We start from the raw sequence: 26,547 nt of genomic DNA, 5'->3' as shown, positions 1-26,547 counted from the left end.
TTGCCAGGGCGGGAGGATTTCCATCCCCCTGCGCAGCTTGGAGTTTAGGCACGATCCAAAGGTTGCGTTGTTTATTGCGAAAAATTGCTTGCGCGATCGGCCATGTTGGGCTGTGACATAAAGTCCCACGGAGCCTTGCCGCTGCGCGCTGGCGGCGCCAGAATGCCTTCCATCCGCCCCGCCGAAGTAAGGAAACCCAATGCCCGATTCTGTCGCCTCGCGCCTGCGTCTCGCGCCCGAAGCCCTGACCCGGCGTTTCTCCGCTGAACAGTTCGCTTTCTCCAACACCGACGACCTGGAGCCGTTTCGTGGCGTCCTGGGCCAGGAGCGTGCCGTCGAGGCCCTGCAGTTCGGCGTGGCCATGCCGCGCCCCGGTTACAACGTGTATGTGATGGGCGAGCCCGGCACGGGCCGCTTCTCGTTCGTCAAGCGTTACCTCAAGGCCGAAGGCAAGCGCCAGCACACCCCGGCCGACTGGCTGTACGTCAACAACTTCGAGGACTCCCGCGAGCCCCGCGCCCTCGAGCTGCCGTCCGGCAGCGCCCATGAGTTCATCAGCGACATGAACGGGCTGATCGACAACCTGCTGGCCACCTTCCCGGCGGTGTTCGAGCACCCGTCCTACCAGCAGAAGAAGAGCGCCATCGACCGCGCCTTCAACCAGCGTTACGACCGGGCGCTGGACGTGATCGAACGGGCCTCGCTGGAAAAGGACGTGGCCCTGTACCGCGACAGCAGCAATGTCGCCTTCACCCCCATGGCCGATGGCAAGGCGTTGGATGAAGCCGAATTCGCCCAACTGCCGGAGGCGTTGCGCGAGCGCTTCCACGAGGACATCGCCGAGCTGGAGGAACGCCTGAACGAGGAGCTCTCCAGCCTGCCGCAGTGGAAGCGCGAATCGAACAACCAGTTGCGCCAGCTCAATGAAGAGACCATCACCCTCGCCCTGCAGCCGCTGCTGGCGCCGCTGTCGGAGAAGTACGCGGAAAACGCCGCAGTGTGCGCCTACCTGCAATCGGTGCAGCTGAACCTGCTGCGCACCGTGGTCGAGCAGTTGGTCGATGACAGCAAGACCGACGCCGTGGCGCGCAAGATGCTCGAGGAGCAGTACGCGCCCAACCTGGTGGTCGGCCATCCCGGCAAGGGCGGGGCGCCGGTGGTGTTCGAGCCGCACCCGACCTACGACAACCTGTTCGGCCGCATTGAATACAGCACCGACCAGGGCGCGTTGTACACCTCCTACCGCCAGTTGCGCGCGGGGGCGTTGCACCGCGCCAACGGCGGCTTCCTGATCCTGGAAGCGGAGAAGATGCTCGGCGAGCCGTTCGTCTGGGACGCCCTCAAGCGCGCCCTGCAATCGCGCAAGCTGAAGATGGAGTCGCCGCTGGGCGAACTGGGTCGTGTCGCCACCGTCAGCCTGACGCCGCAGATGATCCCGCTCAGCGTCAAGCTGGTGATCATCGGCTCGCGCCAGCTGTACTACGCGCTGCAGGACCACGACTCGGACTTCCAGGAGATGTTCCGGGTGCTGGTGGATTTCGACGAAGACATGCCCATGGTCGACGAGAACCTGGAGCAGTTCGCCCAGCTGTTGCGCACCCGCACCAACGAAGAGGGCATGGCGCCTTTGACCAGCGATGCGGTGGCGCGCCTGGCCACCTACAGCGCGCGCCTGGCCGAGAACCAGTCGCGGTTGTCGGCACGGATCGGCGACCTGTTCCAGCTGGTCAGCGAGGCGGACTTCATCCGCCAGCTGGCCAACGAGGCCATGACCGATGCCGGCCACATCGAGCGCGCGCTCAAGGCCAAGGCCCAGCGCACCGGGCGGGTGTCGCAGCGGGTGCTCGACGACATGCTCGCCGGGATCATCCTGATCGACACCGAAGGCGCGGCGATCGGCAAGTGCAACGGCCTGACCGTGCTCGAGGTCGGTGATTCGGCGTTCGGCATGCCGGCGCGGATTTCCGCCACCGTCTACCCCGGCGGCAGCGGCATCGTCGACATCGAGCGCGAGGTCAACCTCGGCCAGCCGATCCACTCCAAGGGGGTGATGATCCTCACCGGCTACCTGGGCAGCCGCTACGCCCAGGAGTTCCCCCTGGCGATCTCGGCGAGCATCGCCCTGGAGCAGTCCTACGGCTACGTCGATGGCGACAGCGCCTCGCTGGGCGAGGCCTGCACACTGATTTCGGCGCTGTCGCGCACGCCGCTCAAGCAGTGCTTCGCCATCACCGGCTCGATCAACCAGTTCGGCGAGGTGCAGGCGGTCGGCGGGGTCAACGAGAAGATCGAAGGCTTCTTCCGTCTCTGCGAGGCCCGTGGCCTGACCGGCGAACAGGGCGTGATCATCCCGCGGGCCAACGTCGCCACACTGATGCTCGACGAGCGGGTGGTGCAGGCGGTCGAGGCCGGGCGCTTCCATGTCTACGCCGTCAGCCAGGCCGACGAGGCGCTGAGCCTGCTGGTCGGCGAGGAAGCCGGCGCGGTCGACGACAAGGGCGAATTCGCCGAGGGCAGCGTCAACGCCCGGGTGGTCGAGCGCCTGCGGGTGATCGCCGAGATGATCAGCGAGGAGGAGATCAAGGAGGCCGAGAAGGAGCGCATGGAGGAGGTCATCGCCCAGGCCAAGCCTGCCTGAGTCAATAAACCGGCGCTGGCGGCCATGTGCTACCGTTCAGCGCCGGTTTTCCAACTTTTTCCTCAGCTCGGCTAAAGTGGAACTTAAGGACGTTGTCAGGGTTCAGGATGGAAACAGCCTGAGGGTTTCAGGCTGAACAGGGCTTTACAGAGGGGACGCCGCCATGCGCAACCTCAGCCTCACCCGCCAGTGCCTGGGCCTGGTGACCCGCATCGAATGCAGCATCCGTCCGTTGGCCGGGGACAACGGCATGTGGACCTTGCTGTTCGCCGCCGGCATGGCCGGCGAACAACCCTCGGCGATCAAGGCCCAGGGCCCGTTCCATGGGCCGATGGTGGCCGAGTCGGTGATGAACGCCATCGTCGACAGCCTCACCCTTCATGGTTATCAGGTCGCGGAAGACCCGCAGATCTGGTGCCTGCACCTGCAGGCGCAGTTGCGCCGGATCAACGGTGAGCGTTGCCGCAATCTTGGGGACTATCAGTTCCATCCGGAGACCTGAGCGTCTTTCCTGTGGAACCAGGTTCCCGTGGGAGCGGGCTTGCCCCGCGATAAAGGCCCGGCCTGGCCATTGTGACAAGATGGCTGGCGCCATCGCGGGGCAAGCCCGCTCCCACGAAGTCGTCTCCACAAAGCCCGTTCCCACGTGCGGCAACCAGCCGCAGGCTTTTGCTGTCACAGGTGGCTGGCTATACTCGCGCTCGCTTTTCCAGTCACTTCACGAGTCCCCTACTGTCCATGGAACGTATCCTCGAAAACGCGATGTATGCCTCACGCTGGCTGCTCGCCCCGATCTACTTCGGCCTCTCGCTTGGCCTGCTGGCACTGGCCCTGAAGTTCTTCCAGGAAATCATCCATGTCCTGCCCAACGTCTTCACCCTCGCCGAGGCCGACCTGATCCTGGTGATCCTGTCGCTGATCGACATGTCGCTGGTCGGCGGCCTGTTGGTGATGGTGATGATCTCGGGCTACGAGAACTTCGTCTCGCAGCTGGACATCGACGACAGCAAGGAGAAGCTCAACTGGCTCGGCAAGATGGATTCTTCGTCGCTGAAGATGAAGGTCGCCGCGTCCATCGTCGCTATCTCGTCGATCCACCTGCTGCGGGTGTTCATGGATGCGCAGAACATCTCCACCGACTACCTGATGTGGTACGTGATCATCCACATGACCTTCGTCATCTCGGCGTTTGTCATGGGTTATTTGGATCGCATTACCAAGCACTGATGCCTGCAAGGGCCATTCGCGGGTAAACCCGCTCCCACAGGTTCTCTGCCAACCCTGTGGGAGCGGGTTTACCCGCGAAGAAGGCAATGCGCTGCAACTGACGAGCGGTGCCTTGTCTAATCCAAGGTTCTGTACAAAAAATGAGCACTCATGCGTGGTTCCCGCAGCGAGGTACGCCCATGAACCTGCATCAGCTCAATACCGAGGCCAGGGCTGGCCATGTCGACGAACTCAACCTGATCGCCATCGAAGGTGGTGACTACCTGCTCGAGGCCCGGGTCAAGGGCCGTGCCCACCCATTGGACGATGCGCGTGGCAAGCGCTTGCGCGTGCACTCGGTCGAAGACGCGCGTCAGCTCCTGCAAGCGCTTCCCCTGCTGTCGATGAACCTGGTTCACTGGTCCGTGCAGGATGAGATGTGTGGCCTGGGTCTGCACCCGGAAGAAGACCTCAAGGTCCCGATTTCCCAGCGTTCGGCCTGGTAGCTGCTTCGCGCGGCACCAGTGTGCTAGGCTGCTCGCCCTTTTCATTAGGGCGCGGATGCAGTGCGCCCTTAAGCGGAGCAAGCCAATGTCCGAACTCAACCTGTCCACCGACGAATCCCGCGTCAGCTACGGCATCGGCCGCCAACTGGGCGGCCAGCTGCGTGACAACCCGCCACCAGGCGTCAACCTGAACGCTATCGTTGCCGGCCTGACCGACGCCTTCAACGGCGCCGACAGCCGCGTCAGCGAAGAAGACCTGTCGGCCGCCTTCAAGGTCATCCGCGAAGTGATGCAGGCCGAAGCCGCAGCCAAGGCCGAAGCCGCCGCTGCCGCCGGCAAGGACTTCCTGGCCTTCAACGCCAAGCGCGAAGGCATCGTGACCCTGGCCTCGGGCCTGCAGTACGAAGTGCTGACCGCAGGCGAAGGCGCCAAGCCGACCCGCGAAGACAACGTGCGTACCCACTACCACGGTACCCTGATCGACGGCACCGTGTTCGACAGCTCCTACGAGCGCGGCCAGCCGGCCGAATTCCCGGTCGGTGGCGTGATCGCTGGCTGGACCGAGGCCCTGCAGCTGATGAACGCCGGCAGCAAATGGCGCCTGTACGTGCCGAGCGAGCTGGCCTACGGCGCCCAGGGCGTCGGCAGCATCCCGCCGCACAGCACCCTGGTGTTCGACGTCGAGCTGCTCGACGTTCTGTAATGCCTGATCGCGGGTCAAGCCCGCTCCCACGAAGTAGCAGAGCACCAGTGGGAGCGGGCTTGACCCGCGATGCCTTTCAGTTCCAATCCGTTCCCCCCGGGCGCAACGCCCGCGCATAGCAGAACAGAAACAGATTCCTCACCAGCTCCTTGAGCACCCCGGGTTCACTCGAATTCAACCCCGTGAGGTCCAGGTCACCCTGGTCACGCAGTTCGTCGAGCGCGTCTTCCTCGAGTACGGCGCACACTTCGCCAGTCTCGCGGTGGAGGATACGCAGGTAGGGGTGGGGGCGGTCGAGCCAGGCGTCGATCAGATAGGTCATGGCTATTCTCCTTGGATAGCGTTTCCAATGAGAATAATTCTTATTATCAAAATGGCAAGGGACTATTGGAAGAAATCTTCCAAATGGTGCAGGCGATCCTGTTGCAGGATCTGTCAGGGCCGCCCGCAGGGCAGCCCCGAGGGGCAGGAGATCAGACCTTGCGCACGAACTCGGACTTGAGCTTCATCGCGCCGATGCCGTCGATCTTGCAGTCGATGTCGTGGTCGCCATCGCACAGACGGATGTTCTTGACCTTGGTGCCGACCTTGACCACCAGGGACGAACCCTTGACCTTGAGGTCCTTGATCACGGTGACGGTGTCGCCGTCCTGCAGGACGTTGCCGACCGAATCCTTCTTCACCACGTCGTCGCTGGCGGCTTCGGCTTCGCCGTTGGCCGACCACTCGTGGGCGCATTCGGGGCAGATCAGTTGGGTGCCATCCTCATAGGTGTATTCGGAGTTGCATTGGGGGCAGGGTGGCAGAGTGCTCACGGCTTTTCCTTTCAAGTACAGGCGGGTAAAGGCGCACATTGTATAAGGTTTTGCCTGGGAAATGTGCTTCGCCTGTGCAAAAGCATTCGCGGGTAAACCCGCTCCCACAGGTAAACCATGCTTTCAAGAGCAGTGGGGTACCTGTGGGAGCGGGTTTACCCGCGAAGAAGGCGACGCGATTTGTTTAGTGGGTGCGCGCGACCGCGAACTCGCTCAGCTCGACCAGGGCATCCCGGTACTCGCTGGCCGGCAGCACTTCCAGGCAGGCGATGGCGCGGGCGACGTAGTCGCGGGCCATCTGCGCGGTGTAGTCCAGGGCGCCGGATGCCTCGACGGCGATGCGGATCTGCTCCAGGTCTTCCAGGCCACCTTTCTGGATCGCCTGGCGCACCAGCGCGGCCTGCTCCGGGGTGCCTTCGCGCATGGTGTAGATCAGCGGCAGGGTCGGCTTGCCTTCGGCCAGGTCGTCGCCGACGTTCTTGCCCAGGGTCTCGGAGTCGCCCTTGTAGTCGAGCAGGTCGTCGACCAGCTGGAAGGCCACGCCCAGGTGGTCGCCGAAAGTGCGCAGTGCTTCGCGCTGCTCGTCGCTGGCGCCGGCCAGCGCGGCGGCGCTGTGGGTCGAGGCCTCGAACAGCATCGCGGTCTTGCCGCGGATGACGTCCATGTACACCTCTTCGGTGGTGCTGGCGTCGCGCACGCGCGACAGCTGCAGCACTTCACCCTCGGCGATCACCCGGGTGGCCTTGGAGAGGATCTGCATGACCGGCATCGAGCCCAGCTCGACCATCATCTCGAACGAGCGCGAATAGAGGAAGTCGCCCACCAGCACGCTCGGCGCGTTGCCCCACAGGGCGTTGGCGGTGGAGCGGCCACGGCGCATGCCGGACATGTCGACCACGTCGTCGTGCAGCAAGGTGGCGGTGTGCAGGAACTCGATGGTCGCCGCCAGCAGGCGCAGGTCGTCGCCTTCGCGGCCCAGGGCCTTGCCGCACAGCAGCACCAGCAGCGGGCGCAGGCGTTTGCCGCCGGCGGAGGTGATATAGTCGCCGATCTTCGATACCAGCGGGACGCGCGAGGTCAGCTGCTTCTTGATGATCTCGTCGACGGCGCTGAAATCATCAGCTACCGCGCGGTAGAAGGATTGGGGTTGCATCGGCTGCTCCATTGAGGTTGCGCGGCATGCTAGGTCGCGGGTCCCGGTGTGTCAAGGCGCGGTGGCCGTGGCCCCGGGCCGGTACTTGCAAGCATTTATGGGGTTGCGTACAATCGCGCACCCTAACTTCCTGGGCAGCACCTGCCTTACGCAATTGCACCGGGCCGTTCCAGCCTTGTGCAGCCATGCCAGCCAATACTCATCATATAAAGCGCTGGGTGAGCAGGATTATCGGAGAAATACCATGTCTTACGCAGTAATCGTTACCGGCGGCAAGCAGTACAAAGTCGCTGAAGGTGAATTCCTCAAGATCGAAAAACTGGAAGTCGCCACTGGCGAATCCGTGACCTTCGATCGCGTCCTGCTGGTCGCCAACGGTGAAGAAGTCACCATCGGCGCTCCAGTTGTTGCTGGTGCTAAAGTAGTGGCCGAAGTCGTTTCGCAAGGCCGCCACGACAAGGTTCGCATCATCAAGTTCCGTCGTCGTAAGCACCACATGAAGCGCATGGGCCACCGCCAGTGGTTCACCGAAATCAAAATCACCGGTATCCAGGCTTAATCGCCCCGATCCCCTGAATTTATTGGAGAATTGAACCATGGCTCACAAGAAGGCTGGTGGTAGTACTCGTAACGGTCGCGACTCAGAATCTAAACGCCTTGGCGTGAAGATGTATGGCGGCCAGGTGATCAAGCCGGGCAACATCATCGTCCGTCAGCGCGGCACCGAATTCCACGCTGGCTACGGCGTTGGCATGGGCAAGGATCACACCCTGTTCGCCAAGATCGAAGGCGTGATCAAGTTCGAGAAGAAAGGCGAGTTCATGCGCCGTTACGTGAGCATCGTCGCCGCTTAATCGCGACGTCGCTCCAGAAGCCCCGTCATGCGACGGGGCTTTTTCGTTTGTGGTGAGCCTCTTGCAAAGCTGTTTGTCTGGGCTGCCGGCGTTGGTTTCTGATGGTACGGGGCCGCCGCGCTCATTTTTGCAAGAGCCTCATGGTTTTCTGGTTTTCGACTCGTCGTCCGACGAGAGGCGGTTTTGAATGAAGTTTGTAGACGAAGTATCGATCCGGGTTAAGGCCGGTGACGGCGGCAACGGTTGCATGAGCTTCCGCCGCGAGAAATTCATCGAGAACGGTGGCCCCAACGGCGGTGACGGTGGCGACGGCGGTTCGGTGTACATGGTGGCCGACGAGAACCTCAACACCCTCGTCGACTACCGCTACACCCGTCACCACGAAGCCCAGCGCGGCTCCAACGGCGGCAGCACCGACTGCACCGGCAAGAAGGGCGATGACCTGTTCCTGCGCGTGCCGGTGGGCACCACCGTGATCGACGCAGCCACCCAGGAAGTCATCGGTGACCTGATCACCCCGGGCCAGAAGCTGATGGTCGCCCAGGGCGGCTGGCACGGCCTGGGCAACACCCGCTTCAAGTCCAGCACCAACCGGGCGCCGCGCCAGACCACCCCGGGCAAGCCCGGCGATCAGCGCGACCTGAAGATGGAAATGAAGGTCCTGGCCGACGTCGGCCTGCTGGGCCTGCCGAACGCCGGCAAGAGCACCTTCATCCGCTCGGTCTCGGCCGCCAAGCCGAAAGTCGCCGACTACCCGTTCACCACCCTGGTGCCGAACCTGGGCGTGGTCAGTGTCGACCGCTGGAAGAGCTTCGTCATCGCCGACATCCCCGGCTTGATCGAAGGCGCCTCCGAAGGTGCCGGCCTGGGCATCCGCTTCCTCAAGCACCTGGCCCGTACCCGCGTGCTGCTGCACCTGGTCGACCTGGCGCCGCTGGACGGCAGCAGCCCGGCCGATGCCGCCGAGATCATCATCAACGAGCTGGCGCAGTTCAGCCCGGCGCTGGTCGACCGTGAGCGCTGGCTGGTGCTGAACAAGGCCGACATGATCATGGACGACGAGAAGGATGAGCGCGTCAAGGAAGTGGTCGAGCGCCTGAACTGGGACGGTCCGGTCTATGTCATCTCGGCCATCGCCAAGCAGGGCACCGAGAAGCTCAGCCACGACCTGATGCGCTACCTCGAAGACCGCGCCGACCGCCTGGCCAACGACCCGGCCTACGCCGAGGAACTGGCCGAGCTCGACCAGCGCATCGAGGACGAGGCCCGTGCCCAGCTGCAGGCCCTGGACGATGCCCGCACCCTGCGTCGTACTGGCGTCAAGAGCGTGCACGACATCGGTGACGATGATGACTGGGATGACTTCGAGGACGACGAAGACGGCCCGGAAATCATTTACGTGCGCGACTGATCGGTTGCAGTACACTAAACGCCGCTCTCTGGAGCGGCGTTTTTGTATCCACGGTATCTACAGATTCGACATAGGTTGGAAGAGAAGATGCGAAGCAAGGTGACTGGCGCCCAGCGCTGGGTCGTGAAGATCGGCAGTGCGCTGCTGACCGCCGATGGCAAGGGCCTCGACCGCGGCGCCATGGCGGTGTGGGTCGAGCAGATGGTGGCCCTGCGTGAAGCGGGCGTGGAACTGGTGCTGGTCTCCTCCGGGGCCGTGGCCGCCGGCATGAGCCAGCTGGGCTGGACCTCGCGACCGAGCGCGATGAACGAGCTGCAGGCCGCCGCCTCGATCGGCCAGATGCGCCTGGTGCAGGCCTGGGAGTCGAGCTTTGGCGAGCATGGCAAGCACACCGCGCAAATCTTGCTGACCCACGACGACCTCTCCGACCGCAAGCGTTACCTCAATGCCCGCAGCACCCTGCGCACGCTGGTCGACCTGGGCGTGGTGCCGGTGATCAACGAGAACGACACCGTGGTCACCGACGAGATCCGCTTCGGCGACAACGACACCCTGGCCGCCCTGGTGGCCAACCTGGTGGAAGCCGACCTGCTGGTGATCCTCACTGACCGCGACGGCATGTTCGACGCCGACCCGCGCAACAACCCCGAAGCCCAGCTGATCTACGAAGCCCGTGCCGACGACCCGTCGCTGGACGCCGTGGCCGGCGGTACCGGTGGCGCCCTGGGCCGCGGCGGCATGCAGACCAAGCTGCGCGCCGCGCGCCTGGCCGCCCGTTCCGGTGCCCACACCATCATCATTGGTGGCCGTATCGAGCGCGTGCTGGATCGCCTGAAGGCCGGCGAGCGCCTGGGCACCCTGCTGTCGCCCGAGCGCGGCATGCTCGCCGCGCGCAAGCAGTGGCTGGCCGGCCACCTGCAGACCCGTGGCACCCTGGTGCTCGACGACGGCGCGGTGAAGGCCCTGCGCGAATCGAACAAGAGCCTGCTGCCGGTGGGCGTGAAGACCGTGCAGGGTAGCTTCCGCCGTGGCGAGATGGTGGTCTGCGTCGGCCCCGATGGCCTGGAAGTGGCCCGTGGCCTGGCCAACTACAGCGCCCTGGAGGCGCAGAAGATCATCGGCCAGCCGTCCGACGCCATCGAGAGCCTGCTGGGCTACAGCGCCGAGCCTGAGCTGGTGCATCGCGATAACCTGGTCCTGGTCTGAAGGAGATCACCGTGCTGAAAAGGATGTTTGCCGTGGCGGCGCTGCTGCTGCCGATGCTGGCCGGGGCCGAGGAAATCGGCCAGGTGTCCACCGTGTTCAAGTTCGTCGGGCCCAATGACCGCATCGTGGTCGAGGCGTTTGACGACCCGAAGGTCGACGGCGTGACCTGCTACCTGTCGCGGGCCAAGACCGGTGGCTTGAAAGGTGGGTTGGGGCTGGCCGAGGACCGTGCCGAGGCGTCGATTGCCTGCCGCCAGGTGGGGCCGATTCATTTCAAGGGTGAGTTGAAAGATGGCGAGGAGGTGTTCAAGGAGCGCACCTCGCTGGTGTTCAAGACCATGCAGGTGGTGCGGTTCCTCGACAAGAAGCGCAATACGCTGGTGTACCTGGTGTACAGCGACCGGGTGATCGAAGGCAGCCCGCAGAATGCGGTGACGGCGATTCCGATTGTGCCTTGGGCACAGCAGTAACTTCCCGATTTTTGGGAGGCCTTTGGCCTCCTTTCGCGGCACAAGGCCGCTCCTACAGGGGGACGCATATCCCTGTAGGAGCGGCCTTGTGCCGCGAAAGGGCCGCGAAGCGGCCCCATGCACCTAATCAGGCCAGTTCCTCGGCCTCATCCTCGCGCACGATCGCCTTCACTTCGTCGCGACGGCTGATGTACTTCCAGTCCGCCTCGTCGATGTAGATGCCATTCGGCCCGCTGCCGCCTTCCAGGTCGATTGCCACCCGCGCCGACACCTGCGGCTTCACGCTCGCCAGGATCGGCACGAAGCCCAGCTGCTGGCTGGTCTCCAGCAACGCCGCCTGGTTGCGTTCGTCGATGTCCGCCGCCTCGTCGAGGTAGTACGGCAGGCGAATGCGCCCGGCCAGGTCGCGGTCCATCAGGTGCAGCAACAGGTACATGTTGGTCAGCGCCTTGATGGTCATGGTGGTGCCGTTGGACGCGGCGCCGTCGATGTCGGCGTGGATCACCGGCTGGCTGTTGATCTTGGTGATCTCGAAGGCCAGCTCGAACAGGTCCTTCAGGCCCAGCTGGTTGTGGTTGGCCGCCACCAGCCGCGCCAGGTACTCCTTGGCCTCTTCGTTCTTGTGATCCTGCTCGGCGCTTTGCGTGAGGTCGAACACCGACAGGGTTTCGCCTTCCTCGTACTGGCCGGCGCTGTGGATGATCTGGTCGATGTGCCGGAGCGCTTCCTTGTTCGGTGCCAGCACCACGCGGAAGCTCTCCAGGTTCGACACCTGGCGCTTGTTGATCTCGCGGTTGAACAGCGCCAGCTGGTGCTCGAGGCTGTCGTAGTCGCTGCGGATGTTGCGCAGGGTCCGGGCGATGTCGGTGACCGCGGCGCGGCGGGCCTTGGCCAGGGTCAGCGCTTCCTCGGTGCGGTGCGAGTAGGCGTTGATCAGCAGCTGCAGGCGGCGCTCCATGTCGTCTTCGCTGTCGAACTTGGCCACGCCCTTGAGGCGCACCTGGGCGTACAGCGCCTCGATCTGGTTGTCCACGCGCTGCAGCGCCTGCCAGCTGTCCTGGTAGTCGTTGAGCAGCGGCAGCAGGTTGTCCATGGAGTCGTCGATCGCTTCCATGAACGGCGTGCCGAACGGCAGGTCGGCCGGCAGCAGCTGGCGACGGCGCAGGGCGTCCTCCAGGGTGCGCTGTTTGGCTTCGAGGTCGGCGATCTGTCGGCCCACCAGCTGCAGCTTGGCCGACAGCTGCTGGACGCGTTCGGTGAAGGCGTCGCTGGAGCGCTTGAGCTCGTCCTGGGCGGCTTCCAGCTGGCCCAACTGCTCCATTTTTTCCGGCTCTTCGGCGGCCAGGGTCTCGGTGCGGCGGAAGTCTTCCAGGGCCTTCTGCGCATCCAGCACCTGCTGGTACAGGGCCTCGGTCTGCGCCTTGCTGGCGGCGCGGTCGAGGGCCACGGCCTGCTGGGTCTTGAGCTGCTTGAGCTCTTTTTCCAGGCGCTCCTTCTGGTCGCGCAGGGCGGCGCGGTCGGCCAGGGCCTGCAGCGCGGGTGGGTCGATGTGCGAGATGTCGATGGACAGGCCCGGCACTTCGAAGCGCTCGCCCTTGAAGCGGTCGAGCACGCCTTCGAGGGTCTTCACCCAGACGTCGCTGTCGTCCAGCTCGATGCCACGGTCACCCAGCGGCAGGCTGAACAGCGCGCCGTTGAACAGGCGCATCAGGCGGTCGACGTCCTGCTGCGAGAACTCCTCGCGCAGGCGGGCGTAGCTGTTGTTGTCGGCGTGGTCGAGCTGCTGCTTGACTGCCTTCACGCGTTTTTCCAGGTCGCGCACGCGCTCGTCGAGGTCCTCGGCGGAGAACTGGCGCGACTGGGCCAGGGCGCCGGCCAGTTCGTCGTGGGCGTCCTTGGCGGCCAGCAGTTGCTGTTCCAGCACCTTGACGTCGGTGACCAGGGCGAAGCGGTGCTTGAGCACCGACAGCTCACCCAGCCAACGCTGGATACCGGTGATTTCGCGCTCCAGGCGCATCAGCTCCTGGGTGCCGCCGCGCTGGTCGTTCTGCAGGCGGTCCTGCTCGCCACGGTAGTGCTCGGACTGGATCACCAGCTCTTCCTTGCGCGCCATGGCGTATTCCTGCCAGGTGCCCAGCAGGTTGTCGAGCAAGGGCGAGATGCGGTGCAGCTTGCCGCGCAGGATGTCACGCTGGGCCACGCCGCCGGCCAGGGCCTCGACCAGTGGGCCTGCGGCCACCAGGGCGTTGTAGTCGCCCTCCATGCGGCGCACGTCGCGGAAGGCCTCTTCGCAGGCGGCGATGTAGTCGACGCTACCGGAGCGCAGGCTGTGCTCGAAGGCGTCGAGGAACAGCTGCTTGAGCTTGGCGGCGGTGATCTCGCGCATGTGCAGCAGGTTGATGAACAGCGCGCGGAAGGTCTTCAGGCTCTGCTCGCTGGTCGAGCGCAGCGGGATCAGGGTCAGGTCCAGCGGCACCGAGGTGTGGCCGCCGACCAGCAGCCGGCGCAGTTCGTCCGGCTTGAGCTCGTAGGCTTTCAGGCCATGGCGCTCGAGGTTGGTGAACAGCTCCTTCTGGCGCAGGCAGGTGTCGTCTTTCTGGTAGTGGGCCAGGTCCAGCTCGCCCTGGTAGGCGAAGAACTGGTGGCCGAAGCCGCCGCCCGGGCCGCGGCCGACCACGCCGATCACGTGCGGGCCGTGGGGCAGGTTCAGTTCGGTGAGGATGTAGCTGGTGTCGCTGGCGAAGTAGAAGCGCCGCGACTGCTCCAGGCTGTACTTGCCGAAGCTCATGTCGGACATGCGCGCCAGGATAGGGAACTGCAGAGCGTTGATCGACGCCGATTTACCCAGGTTGTTGGCGCCGTAGACCGACAGCGGGTGTTCCAGGGGGAACAGGCCGAGGCTGTAGCCGGCGGTGTTGAGCAGTGCGAAGCGGCGGATGCCGTAGCGTTCCTGGCTCATGCGTCAATCTCCTGTTGCTCTTCGCGGATCGCCCGGGCCAGGGCATCCTCTTCGCTTTCCTCGCCGTCGAACGGGGTGAGGTCGAGCGGGTCGTCGGTGCGGTTGAGTTCTTCGGGCGTCTCTTCCACCACCAGCACGGGCACCGGCAGCGGCAGGTCGCTGTGCAGGGTGGCGGCCAGGTCGCGGTCCTGCTGGACCGACAGGCACACGTCGAGGAAACGGTGCATCGGCGGCATGAAGCGGTAGATGCCGCCTTCCTCGAAGGCGAAGCCCAGCTGGGTCATGCGGCGCATGATCTTTTCTTCGAGCTCGTCGACGGTCTGCACTTCGGCCTGCAGGAACAGGTCGCGGTACTTGTCCAGCAGCGACGGCAACTCGTCGCGGCCGATGCTGCCGCCGTCGAGCACGGCCATCGGGTCGCGGCCCTGGTCGGCCAGGTGCTCGACCAGGATGAAGGTGAACAGCGACAGGCGCTGGGCGGTCTTGTTGACCTGCGCGGCGGCCTGCTCGGGGACGAAGTAGTAGAAGCCGCGGGTGTCGCAGACCAGCTCGAAGCCCAGGGCCTTGAACAGGGTGCGGTACTGGTCCTGGAAGTTCGACAGCTGGGCGTACAGCTCCGGGTCGCGGCGGCTGATGTGGAAGCCCTTGAACAGCTCGCGGAAGATCGGCGCGAGCTGGGACAGTTCGGAAAGATCAAGATGCATGGACGGGGCTCGCGGTGGATTCGGTCGTGGTCGCCGGCTTGTTGTCGCGGCTGGAGGTCAGGGCGAAGGAGCGCAGGCTGACCAGGTGTTCGCGGGTGAGGTATTGCTGGCGATCGAGGCGCTCGCGGCTGAAGCGCTTCTCGCGCGACAGGCGCGAGAACCAGTACAGCAGTTCGTCGGTGGCGCCCTCGGGCTCCTGCTCCAGCAGCCAGACCATCAGGTCCGGCAGCGGCAGGGCGTCTTCGCAGCGTTCGAGCATTTCCTTGACCGTGCGTGGGGCGCGGGGCAGCGGGCCCTTTTGCGTCTTGTGCGCCTTGGGGAAGCGGGCAGGCTTGGGCTCGAAGCGGGCCAGGGCGTAGACGTAGGCTTCAACTTGGCTCGCGCTGCCAAGGAAGGTGCTCTGCGGGCGGGTGAACAGCGGCATGGCGGCCTGCGGCACGGCGTCGATGCCCTTCTTGCGGATCACCGACAAGGCCAGCGCGGCGCCACGGGTCACGGCGTTGTGCCGGCGCGCTTCTTCGCGCAGCGGCAGCAGCAGTTCGCGGGCGTGGCGCAGGGTCAGCTGGGCGCTGGTCTGCATTTCGAGGATGCGCGCATGGGTGCGCAGCAGCATGTCGTCGTCGACCAGGTGGCCCAGGCGCGCCTGCTCGCCCAAAAGGCGCAGCAGCACGGTCTCGACCTTGCGCACGCCCTGCTCGAAGGCGCCGTCGGCGTTGACCAGCTGGATCATCGGTTCGACGTACTCGTCCCAGGTCGCCAGCACTTCGGCGTAGCGCTGGCGCAGGGGGATCTGCCGGTTGCTGGTCTTGGCCCGCTCGGCCACGGCCACCAGCGCCTGTTCGTCGTTGTCGAGCTTCTTCAACACGTCGCGCACGCGCATGTCGAGCAGGCGCAGCTGGCGCGCCAGGTCGTCGCTGTCGCGGTTGTCGAAGGCGTCCTGGATATGCCCGGCGAGGCGTTCCAGGTGGCGCAGGTAAGCCTCGATCTCCAGGCACAGGCCCAGCCGGTGTTCGCGGCGCAGGTAGGCGAGGAAATCGTGGATCTGCGCGTTGAGCTCGAAACGGTTCGGGCTCTTGGCCACCGGGACCAGGATGTCCAGGCGGATCCACACGTCGAGCAGCTGGGTGATGTCCTGCGGGGTGCTTTCCACCTGCTGGCGGGCCAGCTGCTGGCGCAGCTCGACCAGGCTCAGGGTGCCCTGGTCGAAGCGCTCGCACAGCGGCTCGATCAAGGCCCAGTGTTCGGCTAGGGCGCGCAGGACGCGCTTGGGTTCGATCATTGGCGGGTCGACTCGTTGCCAAATAAAAGGGGCGATTGTACTGCATCCGGGGGGGAGGATTTCACCCCTTGGTCTGTAATGGGGGATAACCCGAGTTACAGGGTGGCCTGCACTGGCCCTTTCGCGGGTAAACCCGCTCCCACAGGGCCTGCACGCCCTCTGTGGGAGCAACTGTCTTGCTCAATTTTTAGAATCTGGCGCGATCCCTGTGTGTGGGTTTACCCGCGAAAGGGCCAGTGCAGGCAGTAAAATTCCGTCGACCTGTTGCGCCACGATGCTGCCAACGGCGTTAGAATGCCCGACTGTTTCGTCTATCCCCGGATACCCGCGCCTTGCTGATCGAGTCCCGCCGCCGCGCCTACCTGTCCGCCATGCAAGTGGTGCACTGGCTGCCGCGCGCCGAACTGCCGTTCGCCGCCCCGTCGCGGCCGGAGCTGCTGTTGCCGGTGGCGCCGGTTGAGGAACTCGACTTCGAAGTACGTCCGGCCGCTCCCGCGCCTGCGCCGAACGCCACCCCGGCGGCCCCTCAGGCACGTGCCGAGCGGCCGAAGATCGAAATCCCGCGCCCGGGCAGCGCGCCGAAACCGGCCGCCAAGCCGGTCGAGGCCGAGCAGGAGGCCCCCGCGCCACGCCCGGCGCCGGTGCCGCCACCGCGCTTCGCCCTGCAGTTGCTGCGCGCTGGCAGTTGCCTGCTGCTGGTCGAACTGGCCACCGGCCAGCCGTTCCAGAGCCGCGACCCGTCATACCTGCTGCTCAAGGACATGCTGCGTGCCGCTGGCCTGCCGGATGCCCCGCAGATCATCGGCGAGCCGGTGCGCTGGCCGTTGCTGATGCGCGGCAACATGGACCAGGGCCCGGACGCCGCCCGCGACTTTGTCCAGGGTTTCATCGCCGCGCGCCTGGAAGAGGCGCCGTGCACCTGCCTGTGGCTGCTCGGCCTGCCGGCCATCCGCTTCGCCGGCCAGGCCGATGCCGAAGCCTACTACCAAGAACTCGAGGTCGACCTGCTCGGCAACGCCTGGGCTTTGCCCGGCCTTGAACTGTTGATGGACGAGCCGCAACGCAAGGCGGACGTCTGGAAAGCCATGCGCCAGCTGATGGCGCGCTGGAAGAGCGTTGAATGAGTGACTCGATCAGTTTCCGCCCGGCAACCGAGGCGGATCTGGATGCCCTGCTTAAGATCGAATATGCCGCCTTCAGCCACCCCTGGACCCGCGGCATCTTCCTGGATGCGCTGAAGTCCTATGAAGTGTGGCTGATGTTCGTTGGCCAGCAGCAGGTCGGCCATGGCGTGATCAACGTGATCATCGACGAGGCGCACCTGCTCAATATCACCGTCAAGCCGGAGAACCAGGGCTGCGGGTTGGGCCTGCGCCTGCTCGAGCACCTGATGGCGCGGGCCTTCCAGCTCAATGGCCGCGAGTGTTTCCTCGAAGTGCGCGCCAGCAACCAGTCGGCCTATCGCCTGTACGAGCGCTATGGGTTCAACGAGATCGGCCGGCGTCGAGACTACTATCCGGTGGCGGGCGGGCGCGAAGACGCGCTGGTGATGGCCTGTACGTTGCTGGAGGACTGAGGCGCGCCGCCGCGGGCACCGGTTCAAGCCAGTGCCAGGCGACGGCTCAGGTTCAGGCGGCGAGAATCAACGCTCGATTGCCAGGGCTACGCCCTGACCGCCGCCGATGCAGAGGGTCGCCAAGCCTTTCTTCGCATCGCGCTTGATCATTTCGTGCAGCAGGGTCACCAGCACCCGGCAGCCCGAGGCGCCGATCGGGTGGCCCAGGGCGATGGCGCCGCCGTTGACATTGACCTTCGCCGCATCCCATTCCAGTTGTTTGCCAACGGCCAGCGCCTGGGCGGCGAACGCCTCGTTGGCCTCGATCAAGTCCAGATCGGCCAATTGCCAGCCGGCCTTTTCCAGGCAGCGCTGGGTCGCCGACACCGGGCCGATGCCCATGATCGCCGGGTCCACGCCGGCGCTGGCGTAGCCGGCGATCTTCGCCAGCACCGGCAAGCCCAGGGCCTTGGCCTTGGCGGCACTCATCAGCAGCACCGCGGCGGCGCCGTCGTTGAGGCTGGAGGCGTTGCCGGCGGTGACGCTGCCGTCTTTCTTGAACGCGGCGCGCAGCTTGCCCAGGGATTCGGCAGTGGTGCCGGGGCGTGGCTGTTCGTCGGTGTCGAACACCAGCGGCTCGCCTTTTTTCTGCGGGATGTGGATCGGGGTAATCTCGTCCTTGAAGCGCCCGGCCTCGATGGCGGCCACGGCCTTGCGCTGCGACTCGGCGGCGAAGGCATCCTGTTGTTCGCGGGTGAGGGCGTACTTGTCCACCAGGTTCTCGGCGGTGATGCCCATGTGGTAGTCGTTGAAGGCGTCCCACAGACCGTCGGTGATCATGCTGTCGACCAGCTGGCCGTGGCCCATGCGCTGGCCGGTGCGCGCCGAAGGCATCACGTAGGGCGCCAGGCTCATGCTTTCCTGGCCGCCGGCGATCACCACCTCGGCGTCACCGCAGCGGATGGCCTGGGTGGCCAGGTGCAGGGCCTTGAGGCCCGAGCCGCAGACCTTGTTCAGGGTCAGCGCCGGGACCTCGAAGGGCAGGCCGGCCTTCACGGCGGCCTGGCGGGCGGGGTTCTGGCCGGCGCCGGCGGTGAGCACCTGGCCGAGAATCACTTCGTCGACCTGGGCCGGGTCCAGCTGGGTCTGGGCCAGCAGCTGGCGGATCACGGCGGCGCCCAGCTCCACGGCGGACACGTTGGCCAGGGCCCCCTGGAAACTGCCGATGGCAGTACGGGTGGCGGCGACGATGACGACTTCGTTCATTGTTGTTCTCCGGGATGCGGGCGTGATCCTGACAGCATCCCCGCCCGGGGCTTATTTGAGAAGTTTGTTTTTCTTTGCCATTGATCTGAAATTCAAATGAATGATTGGTGCGGGTCGGTGCCTTCAATCGGGCAGGGCTAAGCTTGGCTGGTTCCCGCCAACAACAAGGGGTTCGACCATGCGCCATTCAGTGATCGCCATCACCCTGCTGCTCGCCAGCGCCGGTGCGTTCGCCAGGACCGAGTGCACCACTGCCGATCGCAGCACCTGGCAGGATGCCGACAAGTTCCAGGCCCAGCTCAAGGAGCAGGGGTACAAGATCAACAAGTTCCAGGTCACCAAGGGCAACTGCTACGAGATCTACGGTTTCGACAAGGACGGCCGCAAGGTCGAGATCTACCACGACCCGGTGACGGGCAAGGCGGTCAAGACCGAGTACCATAAGTGACCGCCAGCGTGCGGCTGTGGGACCCGTTGCTCAGGGTGTGCCACTGGTCGCTCGCGCTGGTGTTCTTCGGCGACTATTTCTTCAACGAGGCCGGTGACGACTGGCACCAGTGGCTGGGTTACTACGCCTGCGTGTGCCTGGTGATACGGCTGACGTGGGGCTTCGTCGGGCCGCGCAGTGCGCGCTGGGCGGACTTCTGGCCGACGCCTGCGCGGCTGCTGGGCCATGCCCGGGCGCTGTGGCGCGGTGAGCGTTATCACCGCCTGGGGCACACGCCGATCGGCGCGCTGGTGATGGTGCTGATGATGACCGGCATCGCCAGCCTGGGCCTGACCGGCTGGATGATGCTGGAGGTGGATGCGTTGTGGGGCGCCGAGTGGCTGGAAACCTTGCACAGCTGGCTGGCCGATGGCCTGCTGGCGCTGGTCTGCGTGCACCTGCTGGCGGCGCTGGTGGAGAGCGTGCGACTGCGCGAGAACCTGCCGTGGTCGATGGTGACGGGGCGGCGCAGGTCTACCGAGGACCCGTGAAAGTGGGGCCGCTTTGCGGCCCTTTCCGGCCGGTCCGACGCCTCGGCAAGGCCGCTCCTACAGGAGATAGCGTTTTCTCTGTAGGAGCGGCCTTGTGCCGCGAAAGGGCTGCGCAGCAGCCCCGGCAATCGTGCCTACACCGCCGGGCACTGGTTGGTCACGCAGTGAATCCCGCCCCCACCCGCCGCAATCGCATCGATATCCAACTGCACCACCTTGCGCCCCGGATACAGCTTCACCAGCAACGCCCGCGCCTTCTCGTCGGCACTGCGGTCACCGAACTGCGGCGCGATCACCGCGCCATTGATGACGAAGTAGTTGATATACCCCGCCGCGAAGTCCGGATTGTCCTCGCTGAACTTGCTGCGCCGAGGCTTGAGCGGTGGCGACATCGTGTGCACCTGCAACTTGCGGCCATCGGCATCGGTGGCGTTGCGCAGGATTTCCAGGTGCTCAAGGGTCACTTCGTGATCGTACGAGTCCGGATCGTTGTCCAGGTTCGCCACCACCACGCCGGGCGCCGCGAAGCGCGCGTAGAAGTCCACATGTGCATCGGTGATGTCCTTGCCCTTGATGCCCGGCAGCCAGATGATCTTGCGCAGCCCCAGCCGCTCCTTCAGCTCCGCCTCGACCTGAGCCTTGCTCCAACCCGGGTTGCGGTTGCTGTTGATCCAGCTGCTCTCGGTCATGATCCCGGTGCCGTGGCCGTCCACCTCGATACCGCCGCCTTCGCCCACCAGTTCGCTCTGCTGGTACTGGGCGCCGGCCAGCCTGGCGACGCGAGCCGCGAGCTTGGCGTCGTAGCGGTGCTGCTGCTTGCCGCCCCAGCCGTTGAAGTTGAAGTCCACCGCGCCCAGCGCGCCATCGTCGTCGACCACGAAGTTGGCGCCGATGTCGCGCATCCAGATATCGTCCAGCTCGGTCTCGACATAGGTGATGTTGTGGCTGCCGCATTCCTCCTCGGCGATGTCGCGCTCGCTGGCGCGGCAGAACACCGTCACCGGCTGGAACGCGGCGATGGCACGGGCGATGCGCCCGAGCGCGGCCTGGACGTCTTCGGTGAAGTCTTCCCAGATGGCGTCCTGGGCGCCGAAGGCGATGTAGGCGCGCTGGTGCGGTTCACCCTCGTCGGGCATGAACCAGCGACCGGCCTCGCTGGCGCGGGCGCTGTTGCTGCCGAACGGCAGGCCAAAGCTGGCGGCGGCGCCGAGGCCGGCGACGACGCTCATTTGCTGGAGGAAGGTACGGCGAGTGGGCATGGGGTCAGTCCTGTGCAGTCTTGAAACGGGTCCAGACGCGCATGCGCGCACGCATGTCGGCCTGGGGGATGTCCTTGCCCGGGATCAGCCGGGTGTAGGTGGCATCGGCGAGGTAGATGTCCGGGTTGTCACGCAGGCGCGCGTCCACCAATGGGCGGGCCTTGGCGCTGGCGGTGGGGTAGCCGGTGAAGTTGCTGATCGCGGCCATGTTCTCCGGGCGCATGACGAAGTTGATGAAACGATAGGCGTATTCCGGGTGCTTGGCGTCGGCGGGGATGGCCATGGTGTCCATCCACACCGTGGTGCCTTCGCGGGGCACGCGGTACTGGAAGTCGATGGCCTTGCCGGCGGCCTCGGCGGTGCGCTGGGCCTGGATCACGTCGCCGCTGTAGCCCAGCGACAGGCAGGTGTTGCCGTTGACCAGCTCGGTGACCGGCTGTGACTGCAGCTTGCGCACATAGGGGCGAATGCCCTTGAGCAGTTCGCTGGCGGCGGCCAGGTCTTCGCGTTTGGCGCTGCGTGGTTCGCGACCGAGGTAGTGGAGCACCACGGCCAGCACTTCGTCGGGCGAGTCGATCATCGAGATGCCGCAGTCGGCGAACTTGGCCGCCAGCTCCGGTTTGAACAGCAGGTCGAGGCTGTCCAGCGGGGCGTCGGGCATGCGCTCGCGGATCTTCGCCGCGTCCATGGTCAGGCCGATGGTGCCCCAGGTGTAGGGCACGGTGGCCTGGCTGGCCTTGGGATAGCGCTCGTGCAGCTGGCGCAGACCGGGCTCGATGTCATCCAGCGCGGTCAGTTGCTGGCGGTCCAGCGGCCGCAGGCTGCCGGCGCGCATCAGCCGTTCGGCCACGGTGTCGCCGGGGAACACCAGGTCATAGCCGCTGCGCCCGGACATCAGCTTGGCCTCGAGCACTTCGCTGCCGTCCATGACGTCGTAGATCACCGGGATGCCGGTTTCGGCGGTGAAGCGCTTGAGGGTGTCCTCGGCAAAATAGTCGGCCCAGTTGTACAGACGCAGGGCTTCCTGCTCGGCCTGGGCAGCGCCGGCGCAGGCCACCAGGGCGGCGATGGCGAGCAGTTTCGATGGACGGCTTGGCATGGTTCAGGCCCTCGCGGTTTGTGGGGTACGGCCGTCGAGGGTCATCAGCGGCGCATACATGCTGGGGCGACGGTCACGGTAGATGCCCCAGGTCAGGCGGTCCTCGCGCATGCCTTCCAGGTCCAGGTCGTGCAGCCACACGCCGCTGCTGTCGCGGTCGGCTTCTTGCAGCATGGCGCCTTTGTGGTCGCAGATGAATGACGAGCCGTAGAAGTGCATCGACAGGTTGTCGTCACTACGGGCGACCTCGTGGCCGACCCGGTTGGCGGCCACCACCGGCAGCAGGTTGGCGGCGGCGTGGCCACGCATGGCCATCTGCCAATGGTCGCGCGAATCCAACTCGGCGGCGCCCGGCTCCGAGCCGATGGCGGTGGGGAACAGCAGCACCTCGGCGCCCATCAGCGCCAGGCAGCGGGCGGTCTCGGGGAACCACTGGTCCCAGCAGATGCCGATGCCCAGGCGGCCGAAGGCGGTGTCCCAGACCTTGAAGCCGGTGTCGCCGGGGCTGAAGTACTCCTTCTCCTGATAGCCGATGGCGTTGGGGATGTGAGTCTTGCGGTAGATGCCCAGCAGGCGGCCGTCGGCGTCGGCCACGGTCAGCGAGTTGAAGAAGGCATTGCCGGCGCGCTCATACCAGCTCAGCGGCAGCACCACGCCCAGCTCCTTGGCCAGGGCGGCGAAGCGCTTGAGCAACGGGCTGTCGTGGTAGTCCTGGGCCAGGGCCTGGTGGCTGTGGCACTGCTCGATGCAGAAGTACGGGGTGGCGAACAGTTCCTGCAGCAGGATCACCTGGGCGCCCTGGGCGGCGGCCTCTCGCACCAGCTGCTCGGCACGGTCGAGGTTGGCGGCCAGGTCCCAGCTGCAGGCCATCTGCGTGGTGGCGATGCGCAAGGTGCTCATGGCCGCGCCCCCTGCCACGCTGGCTGCTGCTGGGTGATGCAGTGGATGCCGCCGCCACCGTGGGCGATGTGGTCGATGCGCACCGGCACGACCTCGCGGCCGGGGAAGGCCAGGGCCAGCTGCTGCGCGGCGGCCTGGTCGGCGTCGATGCCGTAGGCCGGCATGATCACCGCGCCGTTGGCCAGGTAGAAGTTGGTGTAGGAGGCGCAGAACACCTCGGCTTCGGTGTCCACGGCCGCCGTGGCCTCGTACAGGTCGAGCAGCTCGAACGAGCGGCCCTGGGCATCAGTAGCCAGTTCCAGGGCGCGGCGGTTCTCGCGGGCCACTTCGGCGTACACCGAACCCTGGTCGTGGGTGGCGTCCACCAGCAGCACGCCGGGGCGGGCGAAGGCGCACACGCCATCGACATGGCCGTCGGTCATGTCGCCGGTGACGTACTGCGGGTCGCCCGGCAGCCAGATGGTCTTGCGGATGCCCAGCAGGCGGGCGAAGCAGTCCTCGAAGTCGGCCTTGCTCAGGCCCGGGTTGCGGTTGGGATTGAGCAGCACCGACTCGGTGGTGATCAGCGTGCCTTCGCCGTCGACGTGGATGGCGCCGCCTTCGTTGCACAGCGGGGTGCTCAGGCCTTCGAGGCCGAGGTGGTCGAGGATGCGCCGGGCCAGGCTGCGGTCCTTGCCATGCTCGGACTTGTCGCCCCAGGCGTTGAAGCGCCAGCTCAGGCCGGCCACGCCCTGTTGCGGGTGGACGAGGAAGGTCGGGCCGCTGTCGCGGCACCAGCTGTCATCCACGGCCAGTTCGACCAGCTCGATGCCGGGGCCGCACAGTTCGCGGGCAATGGCCATGGCCGAAGGATCGACCACCATCTTCACCGGCTCGAAGCGGGCGATGGCGGCGGCCACGCGGGCATAGTCGCGCTGCACGTCGGCCAGGGTCACGCCCCAGCCCGACTCCCACAGCGGCTTGTTGTGTGGCCAGATCATCCAGGTGGCGGCGTGGCGGGCCCATTCGGCAGGCATGCGCCAGCCGCTGTCGCGGGACAGGGTCATAGTGAACTCCGATCTATTAGGGATTGTTATCAACGAAGCCCGCCGTCGCGGGTGTTGCTGCCCATGTTATGGCTGGGAAAGTGGCGCGACAAACGATAGATTTAGCGTATTTCTGATTAGTCAGGCTTATCAGCATGCTCAAGCATTGGCCCCCGCTCAACGCCCTGCGTGGTTTCGAAGCCGCCGCCCGCCTGGGCAGCTTCCATAAGGCCGCCGAGGCCCTGAACCTCACCCAGTCGGCGATCAGCCAGCAGATCCGCAGCCTGGAAAGCTACCTGGAACAGCCCTTGTTTCATCGCAGCGGGCGCAGTGTCAGCCTGACCGATGCCGGGCATGACCTGCTCAGCACCACCCAGGCCTTGCTGCAGCAGCTGGCGGTGGGGATTCGTCGTCTCGACCAATACCGCAAGCCCAACCAGCTGGTGGTCAATACCACCCCGGCCTTCGCCCGGCATTGGCTGTTACCGCGCCTGGCGGATTTCCACCGGTGTCACCCGGACGTGGACCTGTGGCTGTTCACCAGCTTCGAGGTGCCGGACATGGCCAGCGAGACCATCGACCTGGCGATTCGCGACGATATCGGCCCGCAGGCTGAATGCAGCTTCACTGTGCTACACCAGGACACGCTGTATCCGGCTTGTCACCCGACATTATCCGAGACCGGGCGCACGACCTTGCACGGCGAGCGCGAGATGGACTGGAGCCACTGGCAGCTGGAGGGCGGCGAGGAGGTAGGGCAGCAGGGCAAGGGGCTGAATTTCTCCGACCCGGGGCTGCTGCTGGAGGCGGCGGGCGAGGGGCTGGGGATTGCCCTGGTCAGTCAGCTGCTGGCGCAGCGGATGGTCGACGAGGGACGTTTGCGGCCCTTGTCGGCACAGCGTGTACGCGGGCCGGTGTGGAGCTGCCTGGTGCATTGGGAAAGCCAGGAGGATCCGTTGGCGCGGCAGTTCCTGGCATGGTTGCGCGAAGCCTTGCAGCCAGCACCGTCCCTGTAGGAGCGGCCTTGCGCCGCGAAAGGGCCGCGCAGCAGCCCCAGATTTCGGAAGATCGCTGAAATTGCCGGGGCCGCTTCGCGGCCCTTTCGCGGCACAAGGCCGCTCCTACAAAATGTTCGAGGATTTTGAATCACCCCGTAATATGTGTCGGATATCCCGCGAGGGTAGTCTCACCCTCTAGATCAAACGGCAGCGCCCCGAATCCGGGTGCTGCCCCAGCCTAAACCTGACGAGGTACAGACATTGGCCATCATTCATCCCAAGGTTCGCGGTTTCATCTGCACCACGACTCACCCCAAGGGCTGCGAGCTCAACGTCCGTGACCAGATCGAAGCCACCCGCAAGCTGGGCGTGCGCGAGGATGGTCCGAAGAAAGTCCTGGTGATCGGCGCCTCCAGCGGCTACGGCCTGGCCGCGCGCATCACCGCGGCGTTCGGCTTCAAGGCCGATACCCTGGGCGTGTTCTTCGAAAAGCCGGGCACCGAGACCAAGCCCGGTACCGCCGGCTGGTACAACGCCGCCGCATTCGACAAGTTCGCCAAGGCCGAAGGCCTGTACAGCAAGTCGATCAACGGTGACGCCTTCTCCGACGAAGCCCGTGCCAAGGTCATCGAGCTGATCAAGACCGAAATGGGCGGCCAGGTCGATCTGGTGATCTACTCCCTGGCCTCGCCGGTGCGCAAGCTGCCGCAGACCGGTGAAGTGATCCGCTCGGCGCTCAAGCCGATCGGCCAGCCGTACAAGTCGACCGCCATCGACACCAACAAGGACACCATCATCGAGGCCAGCATCGAGCCGGCCACCGAGCAGGAAATCGCCGACACCGTCACCGTGATGGGCGGCCAGGACTGGGAACTGTGGATCGACGCGCTGAACGCCGCTGGCGTGCTGGCACCGCAGGCCCGCACCGTGGCCTTCAGCTACATCGGCTCCGACATCACCTGGCCGATCTACTGGGACGGCGCGCTGGGCAAGGCCAAGCAGGACCTGGACGAAACCGCCCAGCGCCTGGGCAAGAAAGTCGGTGGCAGTGCCAACGTTGCGGTGCTGAAGTCGGTGGTTACCCAGGCCAGCTCGGCGATCCCGGTGATGCCGCTGTACCTGTCGATGGTCTTCAAGATCATGCAGGAGAAGGGTATTCACGAAGGTACCCAGCACCAGCTGGACCGCATGTTCCGTGACCGCATGTACCGTGCGGACGGAGCGCCGGCTGCCCTGGACGACGAAGGCCGCCTGCGTCTGGACGACTGGGAACTGCGTGATGACGTGCAGGAGGCCTGCCGTACGATGTGGCCAAAAGTCACCACCGAGAACCTGTTCGAGCTGACCGACTACGCCGGCTACAAGAAGCAGTTCCTCAACCTGTTCGGTTTCGAGCGCGCTGACGTCAACTACGACGAAGACGTGGCCACCGACGTACGGTTCGACTGCATCGAGCTGTAAGCAAGTCCTTGACCGCGCAGCCGTTGATGACGGCTGCGCGGTTCCCGCCGACGACTTGTTAATATTCTGAAACAAATCACCCAATGGCCCTTTGCCATGGGC

The 26,547-nt window shown here is 65.3% G+C and carries 27 protein-coding genes; 16 read left to right on the top strand and 11 right to left on the bottom strand.

Going from position 1 to position 26,547, the window contains the following annotated elements; all coding sequences use genetic code 11:
• The first annotated feature begins 199 nt into the window (after positions 1-199).
• The 5 genes from AC0MAZ_RS25795 to AC0MAZ_RS25775 all read left to right on the top strand — a co-directional run bounded on the left by AC0MAZ_RS25795 (position 200) and on the right by AC0MAZ_RS25775 (position 5,053).
• A complete protein-coding gene (locus AC0MAZ_RS25795) occupies positions 200-2,638 on the top strand; it encodes a Lon protease family protein (protein WP_203650523.1) in 2,439 nt (812 codons plus the stop codon).
• Between the two features lie 163 nt (positions 2,639-2,801).
• Positions 2,802-3,140: a PA4575 family protein gene (locus AC0MAZ_RS25790; RefSeq protein ID WP_023631147.1), complete on the top strand. Its 339-nt coding sequence runs from the start codon at positions 2,802-2,804 to the stop codon at positions 3,138-3,140.
• A gap of 236 nt (positions 3,141-3,376) precedes the next feature.
• Entirely contained in the window at positions 3,377-3,865 is a 489-nt protein-coding gene (locus AC0MAZ_RS25785; RefSeq protein ID WP_203650525.1) for a TIGR00645 family protein, read from the top strand.
• Positions 3,866-4,044: 179 nt separating this feature from the next.
• Complete coding sequence (locus AC0MAZ_RS25780) at positions 4,045-4,350, top strand: DUF6482 family protein (protein WP_186712960.1); 306 nt, start codon at positions 4,045-4,047, stop codon at positions 4,348-4,350.
• Positions 4,351-4,435: 85 nt separating this feature from the next.
• Positions 4,436-5,053, top strand: coding sequence for an FKBP-type peptidyl-prolyl cis-trans isomerase (locus AC0MAZ_RS25775; RefSeq protein WP_203650529.1), 618 nt, complete (start codon positions 4,436-4,438; stop codon positions 5,051-5,053).
• Positions 5,054-5,129: 76 nt separating this feature from the next.
• Here AC0MAZ_RS25775 and AC0MAZ_RS25770 read toward each other — a convergent pair whose 3' ends face one another.
• The 3 genes from AC0MAZ_RS25770 to AC0MAZ_RS25760 form a co-directional block, all read right to left on the bottom strand.
• Positions 5,130-5,375: a PA4570 family protein gene (locus AC0MAZ_RS25770; protein ID WP_028691179.1), complete on the bottom strand. Its 246-nt coding sequence runs from the start codon at positions 5,373-5,375 to the stop codon at positions 5,130-5,132.
• 151 nt (positions 5,376-5,526) lie between these two features.
• Positions 5,527-5,868, bottom strand: a complete 342-nt coding sequence (locus AC0MAZ_RS25765) for a zinc ribbon domain-containing protein YjdM (RefSeq protein WP_046857186.1) — start codon at positions 5,866-5,868, stop codon at positions 5,527-5,529.
• A 184-nt stretch (positions 5,869-6,052) separates the two neighbouring features.
• Positions 6,053-7,021 (bottom strand): polyprenyl synthetase family protein, encoded by a 969-nt coding sequence (locus tag AC0MAZ_RS25760; RefSeq protein WP_065864077.1) that lies wholly within the window; start codon positions 7,019-7,021, stop codon positions 6,053-6,055.
• Positions 7,022-7,265: 244 nt separating this feature from the next.
• On the opposite strand from AC0MAZ_RS25760, the gene rplU reads away from it, so the two are divergent.
• The 5 genes from rplU (at position 7,266) to AC0MAZ_RS25735 (ending at position 10,962) form a co-directional block, all read left to right on the top strand.
• Positions 7,266-7,580 carry a 50S ribosomal protein L21 gene (gene rplU / locus AC0MAZ_RS25755; RefSeq protein ID WP_003247466.1) on the top strand — a complete coding sequence of 105 codons (315 nt, stop codon included), beginning with the start codon at positions 7,266-7,268 and terminating at the stop codon, positions 7,578-7,580.
• A gap of 37 nt (positions 7,581-7,617) precedes the next feature.
• On the top strand, positions 7,618-7,875 hold the full coding sequence (gene rpmA, locus AC0MAZ_RS25750; protein ID WP_003247464.1) for a 50S ribosomal protein L27: 258 nt from the start codon (positions 7,618-7,620) through the stop codon (positions 7,873-7,875).
• A 187-nt stretch (positions 7,876-8,062) separates the two neighbouring features.
• Positions 8,063-9,286 carry an Obg family GTPase CgtA gene (gene cgtA, locus AC0MAZ_RS25745; protein WP_110735931.1) on the top strand — a complete coding sequence of 408 codons (1,224 nt, stop codon included), beginning with the start codon at positions 8,063-8,065 and terminating at the stop codon, positions 9,284-9,286.
• 87 nt (positions 9,287-9,373) lie between these two features.
• Positions 9,374-10,492: a glutamate 5-kinase gene (proB, locus tag AC0MAZ_RS25740; protein ID WP_203650531.1), complete on the top strand. Its 1,119-nt coding sequence runs from the start codon at positions 9,374-9,376 to the stop codon at positions 10,490-10,492.
• 23 nt (positions 10,493-10,515) lie between these two features.
• Complete coding sequence (locus AC0MAZ_RS25735) at positions 10,516-10,962, top strand: CreA family protein (RefSeq protein ID WP_186713018.1); 447 nt, start codon at positions 10,516-10,518, stop codon at positions 10,960-10,962.
• A 127-nt stretch (positions 10,963-11,089) separates the two neighbouring features.
• Here the strand turns inward: AC0MAZ_RS25735 and mksF are convergent, their stop codons facing one another.
• From mksF to mksB, 3 genes are read right to left on the bottom strand one after another with little or no spacing between them, the layout of a single operon-like run.
• On the bottom strand, positions 11,090-13,921 hold the full coding sequence (mksF, locus tag AC0MAZ_RS25730; protein ID WP_475859668.1) for an Mks condensin complex protein MksF: 2,832 nt from the start codon (positions 13,919-13,921) through the stop codon (positions 11,090-11,092).
• Positions 13,918-14,625 (bottom strand): Mks condensin complex protein MksE, encoded by a 708-nt coding sequence (gene mksE, locus AC0MAZ_RS25725; protein WP_011532174.1) that lies wholly within the window; start codon positions 14,623-14,625, stop codon positions 13,918-13,920. The genes mksF and mksE overlap by 4 nt, the downstream gene beginning before the upstream one ends.
• Positions 14,615-15,904, bottom strand: a complete 1,290-nt coding sequence (gene mksB, locus AC0MAZ_RS25720; RefSeq protein ID WP_110735926.1) for an Mks condensin complex protein MksB — start codon at positions 15,902-15,904, stop codon at positions 14,615-14,617. Before mksB ends, mksE begins: the two co-directional genes overlap by 11 nt.
• A gap of 332 nt (positions 15,905-16,236) precedes the next feature.
• On the opposite strand from mksB, the gene AC0MAZ_RS25715 reads away from it, so the two are divergent.
• On the top strand, positions 16,237-17,028 hold the full coding sequence (locus tag AC0MAZ_RS25715; protein ID WP_232855728.1) for an energy transducer TonB: 792 nt from the start codon (positions 16,237-16,239) through the stop codon (positions 17,026-17,028).
• Positions 17,025-17,480 carry a ribosomal protein S18-alanine N-acetyltransferase gene (gene rimI, locus AC0MAZ_RS25710; protein WP_475859666.1) on the top strand — a complete coding sequence of 152 codons (456 nt, stop codon included), beginning with the start codon at positions 17,025-17,027 and terminating at the stop codon, positions 17,478-17,480. Before AC0MAZ_RS25715 ends, rimI begins: the two co-directional genes overlap by 4 nt.
• 66 nt (positions 17,481-17,546) lie before the next feature.
• Here rimI and AC0MAZ_RS25705 read toward each other — a convergent pair whose 3' ends face one another.
• Complete coding sequence (locus AC0MAZ_RS25705; RefSeq protein WP_475859664.1) at positions 17,547-18,725, bottom strand: acetyl-CoA C-acetyltransferase; 1,179 nt, start codon at positions 18,723-18,725, stop codon at positions 17,547-17,549.
• A gap of 178 nt (positions 18,726-18,903) precedes the next feature.
• Here AC0MAZ_RS25705 and AC0MAZ_RS25700 point away from each other — a divergent pair, with 178 nt between their 5' ends.
• Both AC0MAZ_RS25700 and AC0MAZ_RS25695 read left to right on the top strand, forming a co-directional pair.
• Complete coding sequence (locus AC0MAZ_RS25700; protein WP_110736922.1) at positions 18,904-19,173, top strand: PepSY domain-containing protein; 270 nt, start codon at positions 18,904-18,906, stop codon at positions 19,171-19,173.
• Positions 19,170-19,703, top strand: coding sequence for a cytochrome b/b6 domain-containing protein (locus tag AC0MAZ_RS25695; RefSeq protein WP_475859662.1), 534 nt, complete (start codon positions 19,170-19,172; stop codon positions 19,701-19,703). The genes AC0MAZ_RS25700 and AC0MAZ_RS25695 overlap by 4 nt, the downstream gene beginning before the upstream one ends.
• A 134-nt stretch (positions 19,704-19,837) precedes the next feature.
• Here the strand turns inward: AC0MAZ_RS25695 and AC0MAZ_RS25690 are convergent, their stop codons facing one another.
• Genes AC0MAZ_RS25690 through AC0MAZ_RS25675 form a run of 4 tightly spaced genes read right to left on the bottom strand, consistent with a single transcriptional unit; the run spans position 19,838 to position 24,007 of the window.
• Positions 19,838-20,962, bottom strand: a complete 1,125-nt coding sequence (locus tag AC0MAZ_RS25690; protein ID WP_475859660.1) for an agmatine deiminase family protein — start codon at positions 20,960-20,962, stop codon at positions 19,838-19,840.
• Positions 20,963-20,966: 4 nt separating this feature from the next.
• On the bottom strand, positions 20,967-22,061 hold the full coding sequence (locus AC0MAZ_RS25685; RefSeq protein ID WP_232855723.1) for an extracellular solute-binding protein: 1,095 nt from the start codon (positions 22,059-22,061) through the stop codon (positions 20,967-20,969).
• A 3-nt stretch (positions 22,062-22,064) separates the two neighbouring features.
• Entirely contained in the window at positions 22,065-22,961 is an 897-nt protein-coding gene (aguB, locus tag AC0MAZ_RS25680) for an N-carbamoylputrescine amidase (protein WP_475859658.1), read from the bottom strand.
• Positions 22,958-24,007 carry an agmatine deiminase family protein gene (locus tag AC0MAZ_RS25675; protein ID WP_234562978.1) on the bottom strand — a complete coding sequence of 350 codons (1,050 nt, stop codon included), beginning with the start codon at positions 24,005-24,007 and terminating at the stop codon, positions 22,958-22,960. Before AC0MAZ_RS25675 ends, aguB begins: the two co-directional genes overlap by 4 nt.
• 134 nt (positions 24,008-24,141) lie before the next feature.
• Here AC0MAZ_RS25675 and AC0MAZ_RS25670 point away from each other — a divergent pair, with 134 nt between their 5' ends.
• Positions 24,142-25,002, top strand: a complete 861-nt coding sequence (locus tag AC0MAZ_RS25670; RefSeq protein WP_203650556.1) for a LysR family transcriptional regulator — start codon at positions 24,142-24,144, stop codon at positions 25,000-25,002.
• 243 nt (positions 25,003-25,245) lie between these two features.
• Positions 25,246-26,445, top strand: a complete 1,200-nt coding sequence (gene fabV, locus AC0MAZ_RS25665; RefSeq protein ID WP_203650558.1) for an enoyl-ACP reductase FabV — start codon at positions 25,246-25,248, stop codon at positions 26,443-26,445.
• Positions 26,446-26,547 lie beyond the last annotated feature (102 nt).

It is taken from the genome of Pseudomonas sp. A (assembly GCF_056270345.1).
The sequence above is the reverse complement of the archived record's forward strand: the minus strand, read 5'-3'. Positions and strand labels throughout refer to the sequence as shown.

Coding starts and splice junctions, on each gene's coding strand:
- AC0MAZ_RS25795 (WP_203650523.1), top strand. CDS start 200: ATGCCCGATTCTGTCGCCTCGCGCCTGCGTCTCGCGCCCGAAGCCCTG.
- AC0MAZ_RS25790 (WP_023631147.1), top strand. CDS start 2,802: ATGCGCAACCTCAGCCTCACCCGCCAGTGCCTGGGCCTGGTGACCCGC.
- AC0MAZ_RS25785 (WP_203650525.1), top strand. CDS start 3,377: ATGGAACGTATCCTCGAAAACGCGATGTATGCCTCACGCTGGCTGCTC.
- AC0MAZ_RS25780 (WP_186712960.1), top strand. CDS start 4,045: ATGAACCTGCATCAGCTCAATACCGAGGCCAGGGCTGGCCATGTCGAC.
- AC0MAZ_RS25775 (WP_203650529.1), top strand. CDS start 4,436: ATGTCCGAACTCAACCTGTCCACCGACGAATCCCGCGTCAGCTACGGC.
- AC0MAZ_RS25770 (WP_028691179.1), bottom strand. CDS start 5,375: ATGACCTATCTGATCGACGCCTGGCTCGACCGCCCCCACCCCTACCTG.
- AC0MAZ_RS25760 (WP_065864077.1), bottom strand. CDS start 7,021: ATGCAACCCCAATCCTTCTACCGCGCGGTAGCTGATGATTTCAGCGCC.
- rplU (WP_003247466.1), top strand. CDS start 7,266: ATGTCTTACGCAGTAATCGTTACCGGCGGCAAGCAGTACAAAGTCGCT.
- rpmA (WP_003247464.1), top strand. CDS start 7,618: ATGGCTCACAAGAAGGCTGGTGGTAGTACTCGTAACGGTCGCGACTCA.
- cgtA (WP_110735931.1), top strand. CDS start 8,063: ATGAAGTTTGTAGACGAAGTATCGATCCGGGTTAAGGCCGGTGACGGC.
- proB (WP_203650531.1), top strand. CDS start 9,374: ATGCGAAGCAAGGTGACTGGCGCCCAGCGCTGGGTCGTGAAGATCGGC.
- AC0MAZ_RS25735 (WP_186713018.1), top strand. CDS start 10,516: ATGTTTGCCGTGGCGGCGCTGCTGCTGCCGATGCTGGCCGGGGCCGAG.
- mksF (WP_475859668.1), bottom strand. CDS start 13,921: ATGAGCCAGGAACGCTACGGCATCCGCCGCTTCGCACTGCTCAACACC.
- mksE (WP_011532174.1), bottom strand. CDS start 14,625: ATGCATCTTGATCTTTCCGAACTGTCCCAGCTCGCGCCGATCTTCCGC.
- mksB (WP_110735926.1), bottom strand. CDS start 15,904: ATGATCGAACCCAAGCGCGTCCTGCGCGCCCTAGCCGAACACTGGGCC.
- rimI (WP_475859666.1), top strand. CDS start 17,025: ATGAGTGACTCGATCAGTTTCCGCCCGGCAACCGAGGCGGATCTGGAT.
- AC0MAZ_RS25705 (WP_475859664.1), bottom strand. CDS start 18,725: ATGAACGAAGTCGTCATCGTCGCCGCCACCCGTACTGCCATCGGCAGT.
- AC0MAZ_RS25700 (WP_110736922.1), top strand. CDS start 18,904: ATGCGCCATTCAGTGATCGCCATCACCCTGCTGCTCGCCAGCGCCGGT.
- AC0MAZ_RS25690 (WP_475859660.1), bottom strand. CDS start 20,962: ATGCCCACTCGCCGTACCTTCCTCCAGCAAATGAGCGTCGTCGCCGGC.
- AC0MAZ_RS25685 (WP_232855723.1), bottom strand. CDS start 22,061: ATGCCAAGCCGTCCATCGAAACTGCTCGCCATCGCCGCCCTGGTGGCC.
- aguB (WP_475859658.1), bottom strand. CDS start 22,961: ATGAGCACCTTGCGCATCGCCACCACGCAGATGGCCTGCAGCTGGGAC.
- AC0MAZ_RS25675 (WP_234562978.1), bottom strand. CDS start 24,007: ATGACCCTGTCCCGCGACAGCGGCTGGCGCATGCCTGCCGAATGGGCC.
- AC0MAZ_RS25670 (WP_203650556.1), top strand. CDS start 24,142: ATGCTCAAGCATTGGCCCCCGCTCAACGCCCTGCGTGGTTTCGAAGCC.